At 67.4% G+C, this 12,290-nt stretch carries 11 protein-coding genes and 1 pseudogene; 9 read left to right on the forward strand and 3 right to left on the reverse strand.

The window, feature by feature from the left end; translation table 11 throughout:
- Positions 1–39: 39 nt before the first annotated feature.
- Positions 40–1,185, forward strand: a complete 1,146-nt coding sequence (rlmN, locus tag CLV77_RS12795) for a dual-specificity RNA methyltransferase RlmN (protein ID WP_076979954.1) — start codon at positions 40–42, stop codon at positions 1,183–1,185.
- Positions 1,186–1,223: 38 nt separating this feature from the next.
- Here the strand turns inward: rlmN and CLV77_RS12800 are convergent, their stop codons facing one another.
- Positions 1,224–1,652 (reverse strand): ion channel, encoded by a 429-nt coding sequence (locus CLV77_RS12800; protein ID WP_076979953.1) that lies wholly within the window; start codon positions 1,650–1,652, stop codon positions 1,224–1,226.
- A 179-nt stretch (positions 1,653–1,831) separates the two neighbouring features.
- On the reverse strand, positions 1,832–2,689 hold the full coding sequence (locus CLV77_RS12805) for an LOG family protein (protein ID WP_076979952.1): 858 nt from the start codon (positions 2,687–2,689) through the stop codon (positions 1,832–1,834).
- Between the two features lie 87 nt (positions 2,690–2,776).
- Here CLV77_RS12805 and dapD point away from each other — a divergent pair, with 87 nt between their 5' ends.
- From dapD to CLV77_RS12825, 4 genes and pseudogenes are all read left to right on the forward strand, one after another.
- Positions 2,777–3,604 carry a 2,3,4,5-tetrahydropyridine-2,6-dicarboxylate N-succinyltransferase gene (gene dapD / locus CLV77_RS12810; protein WP_076979951.1) on the forward strand — a complete coding sequence of 276 codons (828 nt, stop codon included), beginning with the start codon at positions 2,777–2,779 and terminating at the stop codon, positions 3,602–3,604.
- A gap of 110 nt (positions 3,605–3,714) precedes the next feature.
- Positions 3,715–3,966, forward strand: coding sequence for a GlsB/YeaQ/YmgE family stress response membrane protein (locus CLV77_RS12815; protein ID WP_076979950.1), 252 nt, complete (start codon positions 3,715–3,717; stop codon positions 3,964–3,966).
- Positions 3,967–4,118: 152 nt separating this feature from the next.
- Positions 4,119–4,502, forward strand: a complete 384-nt coding sequence (locus tag CLV77_RS12820) for a carboxymuconolactone decarboxylase family protein (RefSeq protein WP_076979949.1) — start codon at positions 4,119–4,121, stop codon at positions 4,500–4,502.
- 110 nt (positions 4,503–4,612) lie between these two features.
- Positions 4,613–4,930 (forward strand): annotated as a pseudogene (locus CLV77_RS12825) (hypothetical protein); the annotation flags it as partial.
- 231 nt (positions 4,931–5,161) lie between these two features.
- Here the strand turns inward: CLV77_RS12825 and CLV77_RS12830 are convergent.
- Positions 5,162–6,376: a transporter substrate-binding domain-containing protein gene (locus tag CLV77_RS12830; RefSeq protein WP_233128016.1), complete on the reverse strand. Its 1,215-nt coding sequence runs from the start codon at positions 6,374–6,376 to the stop codon at positions 5,162–5,164.
- A 258-nt stretch (positions 6,377–6,634) separates the two neighbouring features.
- Here CLV77_RS12830 and dapE point away from each other — a divergent pair, with 258 nt between their 5' ends.
- From dapE to CLV77_RS12850, 4 genes are all read left to right on the forward strand, one after another.
- On the forward strand, positions 6,635–7,780 hold the full coding sequence (gene dapE, locus CLV77_RS12835) for a succinyl-diaminopimelate desuccinylase (protein WP_076979948.1): 1,146 nt from the start codon (positions 6,635–6,637) through the stop codon (positions 7,778–7,780).
- On the forward strand, positions 7,770–8,372 hold the full coding sequence (locus CLV77_RS12840) for a TIGR04282 family arsenosugar biosynthesis glycosyltransferase (RefSeq protein ID WP_076979947.1): 603 nt from the start codon (positions 7,770–7,772) through the stop codon (positions 8,370–8,372). The genes dapE and CLV77_RS12840 overlap by 11 nt, the downstream gene beginning before the upstream one ends.
- 72 nt (positions 8,373–8,444) lie before the next feature.
- Complete coding sequence (gene rnr, locus CLV77_RS12845; RefSeq protein WP_076979946.1) at positions 8,445–10,727, forward strand: ribonuclease R; 2,283 nt, start codon at positions 8,445–8,447, stop codon at positions 10,725–10,727.
- A gap of 164 nt (positions 10,728–10,891) precedes the next feature.
- Complete coding sequence (locus CLV77_RS12850) at positions 10,892–12,154, forward strand: lytic murein transglycosylase (protein WP_076979945.1); 1,263 nt, start codon at positions 10,892–10,894, stop codon at positions 12,152–12,154.
- Positions 12,155–12,290: the final 136 nt, after the last annotated feature.

Raw genomic sequence — 12,290 nt, forward strand, 5'->3', positions numbered from 1 at the left:
CGCCCCTCCGGGGCGACTGCACCCGTGACCCAGGACGTCATGACCATCCCGCGCAAGCTGCCGGAGGGGCCGACCAACCTTGTCGGCCTGACCCGCGACGGCCTGGCCGAAGCCCTGCGCGCCGCCGGCACGCCCGAGCGCCAGGTCAAGATGCGCACCGGGCAGGTCTGGCAGTGGATCTATGAAAAGGGTGTCCGCGACTTCGAGGCGATGACCAACCTCGCCAAGCCCTACCGCACCCTGCTGGCCGAGAACTTCGTGATCGCCGTCCCCGAGGTGGTGTCGCGCAATGTCTCGACCGACGGCACCCGCAAGTATCTGGTGCGGATCGCCGGCGGCCACGAGGTCGAGGTGGTCTATATCCCCGAGACCGATCGCGGCACGCTCTGCGTCTCCAGTCAGGTCGGCTGCACCCTGACATGCTCGTTCTGCCATACCGGCACCCAGAAACTGGTGCGCAACCTGACCGCCGGCGAGATCGTCGGCCAGATCCTTGTCGCCCGCGACGATCTGGGCGAATGGCCCGTCCAGGGTGCCCCCAAGAACGAAACGCGCCTTTTGTCCAACGTCGTGCTGATGGGCATGGGCGAGCCGCTTTACAATTTCGACAACGTCCGCGACGCGATGAAGATCGCGATGGACCCCGAGGGGATCAGCCTGTCGCGCCGGCGCATCACCCTGTCGACCAGCGGCGTCGTCCCCGAGATCGCCCGCACCGCCGCCGAGATCGGCTGCATGCTGGCGATCAGCTTCCACGCCACCACCGACGAGGTGCGCGACAAGCTGGTGCCGATCAACCGCAAGTGGAACATCGAGAAGCTGCTAAAGGCCCTGAAGGAATATCCCAAGGCCTCCAACTCCGAACGTATCACCTTTGAATACGTGATGCTGAAGGACGTGAACGACAGCGACGAGGATGCCCGCCGCCTGATCCGCCTGATCGAGGGGATCCCGGCCAAGATCAACCTGATCCCCTTCAACGAATGGCCCGGCTCGCCCTACCAGCGATCGGATTGGAAGCGGATCAAGGCCTTTGCCGACATCATCTACAAGGCCGGCTACGCCAGCCCGATCCGCACCCCGCGCGGCGAGGATATCATGGCCGCCTGCGGCCAGCTGAAATCCGCGACCGAACGGGCGCGCAAAAGCCGCGCCGAGATCGAGGCCGATATCGCCCGGGGCTGACATGGTAGTGCGGCTGACTTGGTAGAGCGCCGGGGTCTTCACCCCTCCTCGGTCTTCATCCCGCGCTGGATTTGAAGGAAGAGGAACGAGGCCGAGCAGCTGATCAGCAGAAAGCCGTTCAGCGCCTCAACCCCCGCCATCAGCCGCAAATGATCGCTGGGATAGATGTCGCCAAGGCCAAGCGACGTGTAGTTCACGATCGAGAAGTAATAGATGTCCATGAAGTTCTGGGGATCCTCGGGCTTAAACCCGCCCAAGCCCAGCTCGCGGCCGTAGAAGAAGCCGGCGGCGTAGAACCCGGCCTCGGCCGCGTGGGCCAGCCCCATCAGGCCCAGCGCCAGCACCAGCTTGCCCCCGTGCCCGATCGACAGCCGATTCACCCCATCCATCGAGCTGCGCATCGCCCAGTAATGGAAGTAACCCGAGCCGAGAAAGATCGCGGCGGTGAGCAGGATGGACAGCGTCATGGCATTCCCCGATATCGACGATGATTTCGGACCCATCCCGTGACGAAACACATCCGGCACCCCGGACCGTCCCGGGTTGATGTGTCAACCAACCGGGACGTGCAGGGTTCCCGTCAGGGTGGAATCAGCCAAAGCCATAGGGCGCGCTGGTGAATGCGCCGCCGGGTGAACGCCTGGCGTCAGCCCGCGTCGGGGCGACCGGGCACATGGTCGCGCGGGGTTTCGGGCAGGGGCCAGTTCTCGATCAGCTCGACCGCCTCCTCGGCGGTTTCCACAAAGCGGAACAGCTCCAGATCTTGGTCCGAGATCGTGCCCGCCTCGGCCAGCGCTTCCCAGTTGATGATGCTGCGCCAGAACTTCTCGCCGAACAGCAGGAAGGGGATGCGGGCCATGCGGCCCGTCTGGATCAGGGTCAGCGACTCGAACATCTCGTCCAGGGTGCCGAAGCCGCCGGGGAAACAGCAGATCGCCCGCGCGCGCATCAGGAAATGCATCTTGCGGATCGCGAAATAGTGGAAGTTGAAGCACAGCTCGGGGGTGACATACTCGTTCGGCGCCTGTTCATGGGGCAGAACGATATTCAGGCCGATGGACTTGCCGCCGGCATCGGCCGCACCACGGTTGCCGGCCTCCATCACGCCCGGGCCGCCGCCAGTGACGATGACGCTCTCGCCGCCGCCCGCGGCCATCGACCGTTCGGTCATGAGCTGGGAGAAGCGGCGCGCCTCGTCGTAGAAATGCGACAGCTCGGCCAGGGTCTGGGTGCGCGCGGTCGCGCGCTCGGCCGGGGCGGGGATGCGGGCGCCGCCGAAAAGGACGATCGTGCTTTCGATCCCGGCCTCTTCCAGCAGCATCTGCGGCTTGAGCAGTTCCAGCTGAAGGCGCACGGGACGCAGCTCGTCCCGGCACAGGAAATCCCCGTCCACGAAGGCAAGACGATAGGCCGACGCACGCGTCTGCGGCGTGTCCGGCGTCTCCCTCATCGTCTCTACATCCTGGTGTGAATCGCGGAACACCTGACGACGGCGATCGTCCATGCCTCTTGCCTCCTCGGATTGCGCCTGTATCAACCAGCATCTATAGGCTCGGGCTGACCTGCGCCATACACTTTCCGGAGGGACCCCATGTCGAACGCCCAGCTTGAAACCGCCATCGAAGCCGCCTGGGAAGGCCGCGACCAGATCACGCCCCAAACCAAGGGCGAGACCCGCGACGCGATCGAAACGACGCTGAATGCTCTGGACAGCGGCACCCTGCGGGTCGCCGAACGCCGCGAGAGCGGCGACTGGCACGTCAATCAGTGGGCCAAGAAGGCCGTTCTGCTGGGCTTCCGGCTGAACGACATGGAGATGCAGTCCGGCGGCCCGCAGGGCAGCGGCTGGTGGGACAAGGTCGACAGCAAGTTCAAAGGCTGGAACGAGGCCGACTGGAAAAAGGCCGGCTTCCGCGCCGTCCCCAACTGTGTCGTCCGCCGCTCGGCCTATATCGCGCCCGGCGTGGTGCTGATGCCGTCCTTCGTGAACCTCGGCGCCTATGTCGACGAGGGCACGATGGTCGACACATGGGCCACCGTCGGAAGCTGTGCCCAGATCGGCAAGGGCGTGCACCTGTCGGGCGGCGTCGGCATCGGCGGCGTGCTGGAGCCGATGCAGGCCGGCCCCACCATCATCGAAGACAACTGCTTCATCGGTGCCCGCTCCGAGGTGGTCGAGGGCGTGATCGTCCGCGAAGGCTCGGTGCTGGGCATGGGGGTGTTCCTTGGCCAGTCCACCAAGATCCTCGACCGCGAGACCGGCAAGGTCACCTATGGCGAGGTTCCGTCGGGCTCGGTCGTGGTGGCGGGCTCCATGCCCTCCAGCAACGGCGTGCATCTTTACTGCGCCGTGATCGTCAAGCGCGTGGACGAGAAGACCCGTTCCAAGACCTCGATCAACGAGCTGCTGCGCGACTGATCCGGGTTCAGGGACCGGCGGGGTCCCTTCAGGGAACTCCGCGGCCCCGCCGCGCGTTGCCAGCCCGAAACCGTCGCAATGGCGGTCATTGGAATGGAAAGGCGCGGAATATGGAAGGTCTTGGCTGGATTGCGGCTATCATCGTCGGCGGTATCGCCGGCTGGATCGCTGAAAAGATCATGCGGTCCGATCACTCGTTGCTGACGAACATCATCCTGGGCATCCTGGGTGCCGTGATCCTGAACGCGATCCTGGCGATGTTCGACGTCGCCTGGGGCGGCTGGATCGGTCAGCTGGTGATCGGCGTGATTGGCGCCTCGCTGCTGATCTGGGCCTCGCGGCTGGTGCGCGGCCGGGCCTGACACGGGCGCATCGCGCGGGCGGCTCAAGCCCACGGCAGATGACATGAAAGGCCGGTGCCCCCGTGGCACCGGCCTTTTTCGTGCGCCGCCCGTGGCGCCGCCGCCGCCCTTCTGGCACGCTCTCCCCGAAACCGGGACCGAAGGAGAGACGAATGGACCAGGCCACCTATGACAAGGGCATGAAGATCCGCCGCGAGACCCTGGGCGACGCCTATGTCGATCGCGCGATGGAAAACGTGGATGATTTCACCGACGATCTTCAGAAGATGGTCACCACCTATTGCTGGGGAGAGGTCTGGGGCCGCGAGGGCCTTGATCGCAAGAGCCGCTCGCTCATCAACATCGCGATGATCGCCACCCTGAACCGTCAGCATGAACTGGCGGCCCACCTGCGCGGCGCGCTCAACAACGGGGTCAGCCGGGACGAGATCAAGGAAGTGCTGCTTCAGGTCGGGATCTACGCCGGCGTGCCGGCCATGGTCGACAGTTTCCGCACCGCGCGCCGGACCCTGGACGAGATCGACGCCGAGGGCTGAAGCTTCCCACCGCCTGGCCCCCGCCTAAGGGGGGCTTGGCCTTCGGGGGCTTTGCCGACATAAGCGGTCCGCCGGCACTGCCGCCGGCGGCGAAGGCGGGATGCGAACGGATGGGCAAACAGCCGCAAGAGGTCTTTACCCTGGTGATCGAACTGGGACGCGCCCCCGGCGACGGCCTGCCCGAGGGCGCCACCGGCGCGGCGCTGATGTGCTATGCCTCGGGCGTGGACGAGGCCGAAGCCGTGCGCGAGACTGTCGCCATCCTGAAACAGGCCGAGATGGCGCCGCTGGACGTGACCGCCTACGGCACGGCCGAGGAACGAATCGAGCAGGGCCACGAGATCGGCGAGGACGAGCGTGAACTGATGGACCGGGCCCTGGCCGAGAACTCGGTCGTGGTGGCCCAGATCACCCCCTTCTTCGACGAGGCCGGGGCCGATGCCGCCCTGGGCCGGGACCCCGAGGATGACGGCGCCGGGGAAGAGACCGTGCTGGTCGCGGCCTCTGCCCCCGAGGCCAGCGAAAAGCCCCGGCGCACGGGAAAGGGGCCCGGCAAGGGCGCGGGTGGCAAGGGCGCGGGTGCCAAGCCCGCCAAATCCCGGCGCAAGCCCGGAGCCGGGCCGCGCACCACCAAGCCACAGCCCCGCTGACGACGCGACCTAGCGGTGGCGGTTGGTGCCGAACCACTTGAGCGTCAGGTCGTCATAGGTCCCGTTCTCGCGCAGCCGCAGCAGCGAGCGGTTCACCGGTTCGATCAGCGGGGAATGCTGCGGCAGGGCGATGCCGTAATTCTCTGACAGGAAGACACCGCCCACCAGTTTTCCGTGTTCGCGCCCCGAGGTGTTGACGTAATGGGCCAGTATCGGGGCGTCGAAGACCACCGCGTCGATCTCATGCTCTTCAAACCCTTTCAGCAGCGTGGCCAGGTCGATGTAGGTCCGGTGCTCCAACCCCCGCCCGGCCAGATAGGCGCTGGAGGTCGAGCCGACGGTCGTCCCCACGCTGCGCCCGTATAGATCGTTCACCGAACTGACCGACGACTGGATCGCGTTGACCGTCAGCACGGCGGTGATCTTGGCCACGAACAGCGACACGATGAAGAGTGACGAGATCACCATGAACGTGCCAAAAAGCCGGCCCATCGGCGTGCGCGGCATCCGCTCCTCGAAGCCGCCGTTCAGGATCAGGTTCAACGCCCACCAGAAGGCGGGGAACATGGCCTGCCGCGGCGGGTGGTCGAAATAGGGCTGGGCGCGCCGCTCGAAGAACCACATCAGCATGCCGCCCCCGAACAGCAGCGCGAAGGCGCCCACCACGGCCAGCAGCAGGTCGCGGGACATCAGCACCGACCAGACCGAGACGGACGTGTCGTTGACGCCGATCATGATCTGCAACCCGCTGGCAAAGATCGGGTGGCTGAAATCCATCACCTGCTCACGCGCGGCGGTGATCGAGATATTGGCGATCGCAAGGTCGGCCTCGGCCCGTTCGACCATGCCCAACATCTGGGCAAACTCGTCCACTCGCACGACCCGGTAGCGCATCCGCTGATCGGCGGCGATGGCCCGCCACAGATCCAGGCTGAAGCCCGTCTGCATCCGGTTGAGCTCCATCGAGAAGGGGGGCCGGGTGACGGTGGCGACGATCAGTTCCTGGCGTGGCCCGGACGGCGTCGTGACAGGATCGCCGGCGCCCTGTTGCGCAGGGGCCGGACCGCTGAGGGCCATCACGAGCCACAGGGCGGCGCCGACCAGCACCACTACCCTGAGGAACCGCATCCGCAGCGGACGCAACAGCAGCAACGGCCCGACCAGCAGGATCGGGACCGCCAGCCTGAGCGTCATCGCCAGGAACACGGAAACCAGCGCGCCCATCGTTGTCCTTCGCCCCCCATCGGGCGCTTTTCGCACCCGTTCGCTTGTCCCGATCCCCACCGGGACGACCTTCACCTTCGCGTCAACGTTAACCTCTCCTTACCGTTACGGATAGTTTCGCGCGCCTCGAAGGCCCTTGTCCGGACCCGCAAGCGCCCGGGTGATGCAGGATTGCAGCCCTTGACGCCAAAGTTGCCGGTTTGATCCCCTCGCCCGAAGGCGCTATCGCTGTCGGCGCACCCCCGCGAAGGAGCCGCCATGACCACCGATCCCGTAGCCCTGACCGCCGAGCTGGTCCGCTGCCCCTCGATCACGCCCGAGGAAGGGGGCGCGCTGTCGCTGCTTGAGGAGCGCCTTTCGCGGGCCGGTTTCGCCTGCACCCGGGTCGACCGGGGCGGCATTGCCAACCTCTATGCCCGCTGGGGCGCCGCCGGCCATCCGCGCAGCTTCGGGTTCAACGGCCACACCGACGTGGTGCCGCTGGGCGATCCGGAGGCCTGGACCATGCCCCCCTTCGGCGCCGAGATCCGCGACGGCATCCTTTACGGGCGGGGTGCCACCGACATGAAGTCGGGCGTCGCCGCCTTTGCCGCGGCGGCGATCGATTTCGTCACCGCAACCCCGCCCGATGGCGCCGTGATTCTGGCCATTACGGGTGACGAGGAGGGCGTGGCCACCGACGGCACCGTCGCCCTGCTGGACTGGATGCAGGAGAAGGGTGAGGCGATGTCCGTCTGCCTGGTCGGGGAACCCACTTGCCCCGAGACCTTGGGCGAGATGATGAAGATCGGCCGACGCGGATCGCTGACCGCCCGCTTCCGGGCGCGGGGGCGGCAGGGTCACGTGGCCTATCCGCACCGGGCGCTGAACCCGATGCCGGCGCTGGTCCGGCTGCTGGATCGTCTGGCGGGGCGCGAGCTGGACCAAGGCACCGATCATTTCGACGCCTCGACGCTGGCGATCACCACGATCGACGTGGGCAACCCGGCCAACAACGTCATCCCGGCCGAGGGGCGCGCCACGGTCAACATCCGCTTCAACGACGCCCACAGCGCCGACAGCCTGACGACCTGGATGCAGGAAGAATGCGACGCCATCGCCGCCGACACCGGCGTCACTATCGAGATGGAGGCCAGCTGTTCGGGCGAAAGCTTCGTCACCCCGCCGGGGCCTCTTTCGGATCTGGTGGCCGGCGCGGTCGAGGCCGAGACGGGGATCCGCCCCGTCCTGTCGACCTCGGGCGGGACCTCGGACGCGCGGTTCGTCAAGGATCACTGTCCGGTGGTCGAGTTCGGACTTGTCGGGCGGACCATGCATCAGGTCGACGAATGCGTCGAGGTGGCCCAGATCGAGGCGCTGAAGGCCATCTACCTGCGCTGCCTGCGGGATTACTTTGCGCAATAGCCTGATCGTCATGGTCAAGCTGCCGCGACCCGGACGGGTCAAGACGCGGCTGGCCCCGGCACTGGGAACGACCGGTGCCGCCTGGTGGTACCGGCACCAATGCGCGGCGCTGTTGCGGCGGCTGGAAGATCCGCGCTGGGACCTGATCCTTGCCGTGGCACCCGACGCCGAGGGGATGACGGCCCGGGCCTGGCCCGCCCACCTGTCCCGCATGCCCCAGGGGCCGGGCGACCTGGGCCAGCGCATGCGGCGCCTTCTGCGGATCGCGCCCGCGGGAAAGGTGCTGCTGGTCGGCTCCGACATCCCGGCGCTGGGGCGCGCGCAGGTCGCGCGGGCCTTTGCGGCGCTGGGGGCGGCCGACGCCGTGATCGGCCCGGCCCGGGATGGCGGTTACTGGGGCGTGGGATTGAAGCGCCGGCAGGCCGTGACGCCCCGGCTTTTCGACGGGGTGCGCTGGTCGGGGCCCCATGCCCGGGCCGACACGCTGGCCGGGATGCGCGGACTGCGCGTGGCGCTGGTGGACATGTTGGACGACGTGGACGAACCGGCGGACCTGGCCGCTGTTCCCAGGTCGGATCGGGCCCGGCGCTGACCGGCACGCGCCCTCGGGCGGAATTTCGCCTTTTCGCATGACCTGCCAGGGGCCGCGTGCTACCTCCCGGACATGAGCAACATTCCCTCCCGCGCGGAAATCCTCGACTGGATCGCGCAGAACCCGACATTGACCTCCAAGCGCGACATCGCCAAGGCGTTCGGCGTCAAGGGCGCCGCCCGGATCGACCTCAAGCGCCTGCTCAAGGAGCTGGAGGCCGAAGGCCATCTTGAGAAGCGTCGCAAGACCTATCGCGACCCCGACCGCCTGCCGCCGGTGGCGGTGCTTCAGGTTACCGGCCCGGACCGGGACGGCGACCTGTTCGCCCGCCCGCTGGAATGGCAGGGCGAGGGCGACGAGCCGCGCATCCTGCTGGCCCTGAGAGAGGCGGACCCGGCCCTCGGCGCCGGCGATCGCATCCTTGCGCGCATGCAGGAGGTGAAGGGCGAGGATCACCATTACGTCGGCCGGCTGATCCGCCGCATCGGCACCAATCCCAAGAAGATCCTCGGCATCTTCCGCAAGAGTGCCGAGGGCGGGCGCGTCATCCCCATCGACAAGAAGGACGACAAGGAATGGATGGTGCCCGAGGGCGCTACCCACGGCGCCCAGGACGGCGAGCTGGTCGAGGCCGAGCAATCGGGCCCCCGCGCCCGCATGGGCCTGCCCCGCGCCCGCGTCATCGACCGGCTGGGCGACCCCGGCGCGCCCAAGGCCGTTTCGCTGATCGCCATCCACCAGCACGGTATCCCCGACGAATTTCCCGATGACGCCATCGCCGAGGCCGACGCCGCCAAGCCCGCCGGTCTGAAGGGCCGCGAGGATCTGCGCGACCTGCCGCTGCTGACGATCGACCCCTCGGATGCGCGCGACCGCGACGACGCGGTGCTGGCCCAGCCCGATGACGATCCCGGCAACCCCGGCGGTCATGCGATCTGGGTCGCCATCGCGGACGTGGCCCATTACGTGCGCCCCGGTTCCGCCCTGGACCGCGAGGCCTGGAACAGGGGCAACTCGACCTATTTCCCCGACCGGGTCGTGCCGATGCTGCCGGACCGGCTGTCGGGGGACCTGTGTTCGCTGCACGAGGGCGTGCCGCGCGCCTGCGTTGCGGTGCGGATGGTGCTGGACGCCGACGGAAACAAGCTGTCGCACCGCTTCGTGCGTGGGCTGATGCGCTCGGTCGCCTCGCTGTCCTACCAGCAGGTTCAGGCCGCGATGGATGGCGCGCCCGACGACAAGACCGGCCCGCTGCTTGATGACGTGATCCGCCCCCTCTACGCGGCCTACGAGGCGCTGGCCTCGGCGCGCCGCCGACGTCAGCCGCTGGACCTTGACCTGCCCGAGCGCAAGATCGTGCTGAGCGACGAGGGTCACGTCACCTCGGTCGCCTTCTCCGAACGGCTGGACGCCCACCGCCTGATCGAGGAATTCATGGTGTTGGCCAACGTGGCCGCCGCCGAGGAACTCAAGAAGCGCCGTCAGCCCCTATTGTTCCGCGTCCACGAGGAACCCAGCCCCGAAAAGCTGGACAGCCTGCGTGAGGTCGCCCAGGCCAGCGGCCTGGTGCTGGCCAAGGGTCAGGTCCTTCAGACCCGCCACCTAAACCAGCTTCTGGCCCAAGCCGAGGGCACGGATTTCGACGAGCTGATCAACATGTCCACCCTGCGCGCCATGACCCAGGCCTATTACGGGGCCGAGAATTTCGGCCATTTCGGCCTGGCCCTGAAGGACTATGCGCATTTCACCTCGCCGATCCGGCGCTACTCGGACCTGGTGGTGCACCGTGCGCTCATCACGGCCCACGGCTGGGGCAAGGATGGCCTGGACGAGGCCCAGATCGAGCGGCTGGACGCCACCGGGGAACATATCTCCGAGACCGAGCGCCGATCGATGATGGCAGAGCGGGACACCAACGACCGCTACCTCGCCGCCTTCCTGGCCGAGCGTGTGGGCAACGAGTTCACGGGCCGCGTCTCGGGCGTGGCCAAGTTCGGCCTATTCGTGAAACTGGCCGAGACAGGCGCCGACGGGCTGGTCCCGGTCAGCACGCTGGGCCGCGAATTCTTCCATTTCGACGCCGACAGCCAGACCCTGATGGGCGCCGACAGCGGCACCACCATCGGTCTGGGCCAGACCGTCACCGTGCGCCTGGCCGAGGCCAGCCCCGTGACAGGCGGCCTGATCCTGGAACTGCTCAGCATCGACGGCGCGGCCATGCCCGCCGGCGGCGGCGGTGCGCGGCGGGGACGCGGCGGGCGCAAGGGGCCACCCACCGGCAGGCGCAAGAACCGCGACAAGATCCGCAAGGAAAAGCTGGGCAAGAAGATCACCCGGCGCAAGAAGAACGACTGAGGCCCGGGGCCGGACGGGCCGGACGCAGGTTCCGATCCGCCCGGCCCCTGCGGCACGCGGCAAAGCAGCGGTCTCTCGCCTATCGCCCGCGCGGTTTCCTTTCCGCGTCGGGCGGTTTCGGGTATACTGCGCGCAAACAAAGCAGTGACATACAGGTGTTTTCCATGCGGGCGCTGATTGCTCTCCTCGCGGTTCTGGTGCAGGTTTTTCCCATCATGGCCACCCCCGCCAACGCGGGCGCGGTCGAGGCTTCTCACCGCCCGATGCCACGGGCGGTCAAGGAAATGATCGTGCAGACGGCCACTCGCCCCGCGGGCTACATCTCCTGGATCCGCGACTTTCGCGGACGCGCCCGGGCCGAGGGCATCTCGGACCGCACCTTCGAGGCCGCGTTCAGCGGTGTCAGCTATCGCCAGGACGTGATCGAGAAGGATCGCAACCAGTCCGAGTTCACCAAGCAGATCTGGGAATATCTGGACCGCGCCGTGTCGGACAAGCGGGTCGCCAACGGGCGCGACGCTGTCCGCCGGCAACGCAACCTTCTGGAAGCGATCGAGCGTACCTACCGGGTCGAGGCCGAGGTGGTCGCCGCGATCTGGGGGCTGGAATCCTCCTACGGTGATTTCCGGGGCGACATCCCCATGGTCGATGCCCTGTCGACGCTGGCCTATGACGGTCGGCGCGGACGGTTCTTCGAGCAGCAGCTTATCGCAGTGCTCAAGATCATCCAGGCCGGCGATGTGGCCCCCCGCCAGATGACCGGCAGCTGGGCCGGCGCCATGGGCCATACCCAATTCATTCCCACCAGCTACCTGGCCTACGCGGTCGATTTCACCGGCGACGGCAAGCGGGACATCTGGTCCGAGAACCCGGCCGACGCGCTGGCCTCGACCGCCGCCTACCTCAAGCGCTTCGGCTGGACCTACGGGCAGCCCTGGGGGATGGAAGTGGCCCTGCCGCGCGGTTTCGATTATTCGCAGACCGGATCGCGCAACAAGAAAAGCGTCGGCGAATGGTCGGCCATGGGCGTGCGCCAGGCCGACGGCAGCGCCATCCCCGACCACGGCCCGGCCTCGATCCTGCTGCCGGCCGGTGCCCGGGGCGCGGCCTTCGTGATTTTCAAGAACTTCCACGTCATTGCCCGCTACAACGCCGCCGACGCCTATGTCATCGGGGTCGGCCACCTGTCGGACCGCATTCGCGGCGGCGGAGAACTGCGTGCCGGCTGGCCGCGCGGCGACCGGGGTCTGCTCTTCGCCGAGCGGCGCGAGATGCAGCAGCGCCTGACCGCGATGGGGTATGACACCATGGGCGCCGACGGCATCATCGGCCCCAACACCCTGCGCGCGATCAAGCGATTCCAGGCGGCCCAGGGCATGGTCCCCGACGGCTATGTCTCCTACGAGATCCTCCGCCGCCTGCGCTAACCCCACCCCTCCAATCGGCTAACTTCAGGTCACGACCCGCAGGGTCGTGGCGCGGGGTAAGCATTGCGGTGGCGCAGAATAATCTTTGCGCGCGGCAATTTTTCTGGAAAGATAGGCATCAGGCGCCGCAACCCCG

Origin of the sequence: Brevirhabdus pacifica (assembly GCF_002797755.1) — a bacterium.
In the GTDB taxonomy this organism is placed as follows: Bacteria; Pseudomonadota; Alphaproteobacteria; order Rhodobacterales; family Rhodobacteraceae; genus Brevirhabdus; species Brevirhabdus pacifica.

Bases quoted from the DNA above. Each gene is read 5' to 3' on its own strand.
- CLV77_RS12820 (WP_076979949.1), top strand. From the start codon at position 4,119: ATGGACCAGGCCACCTATGACAAGGGCATGAAGATCCGCCGCGAGACC.
- dapD (WP_076979951.1), top strand. From the start codon at position 2,777: ATGTCGAACGCCCAGCTTGAAACCGCCATCGAAGCCGCCTGGGAAGGC.
- rnr (WP_076979946.1), top strand. From the start codon at position 8,445: ATGAGCAACATTCCCTCCCGCGCGGAAATCCTCGACTGGATCGCGCAG.
- CLV77_RS12830 (WP_233128016.1), bottom strand. From the start codon at position 6,376: ATGGGCGCGCTGGTTTCCGTGTTCCTGGCGATGACGCTCAGGCTGGCG.
- dapE (WP_076979948.1), top strand. From the start codon at position 6,635: ATGACCACCGATCCCGTAGCCCTGACCGCCGAGCTGGTCCGCTGCCCC.
- CLV77_RS12805 (WP_076979952.1), bottom strand. From the start codon at position 2,689: ATGGACGATCGCCGTCGTCAGGTGTTCCGCGATTCACACCAGGATGTA.
- CLV77_RS12815 (WP_076979950.1), top strand. From the start codon at position 3,715: ATGGAAGGTCTTGGCTGGATTGCGGCTATCATCGTCGGCGGTATCGCC.
- rlmN (WP_076979954.1), top strand. From the start codon at position 40: ATGACCATCCCGCGCAAGCTGCCGGAGGGGCCGACCAACCTTGTCGGC.
- CLV77_RS12850 (WP_076979945.1), top strand. From the start codon at position 10,892: ATGCGGGCGCTGATTGCTCTCCTCGCGGTTCTGGTGCAGGTTTTTCCC.
- CLV77_RS12800 (WP_076979953.1), bottom strand. From the start codon at position 1,652: ATGACGCTGTCCATCCTGCTCACCGCCGCGATCTTTCTCGGCTCGGGT.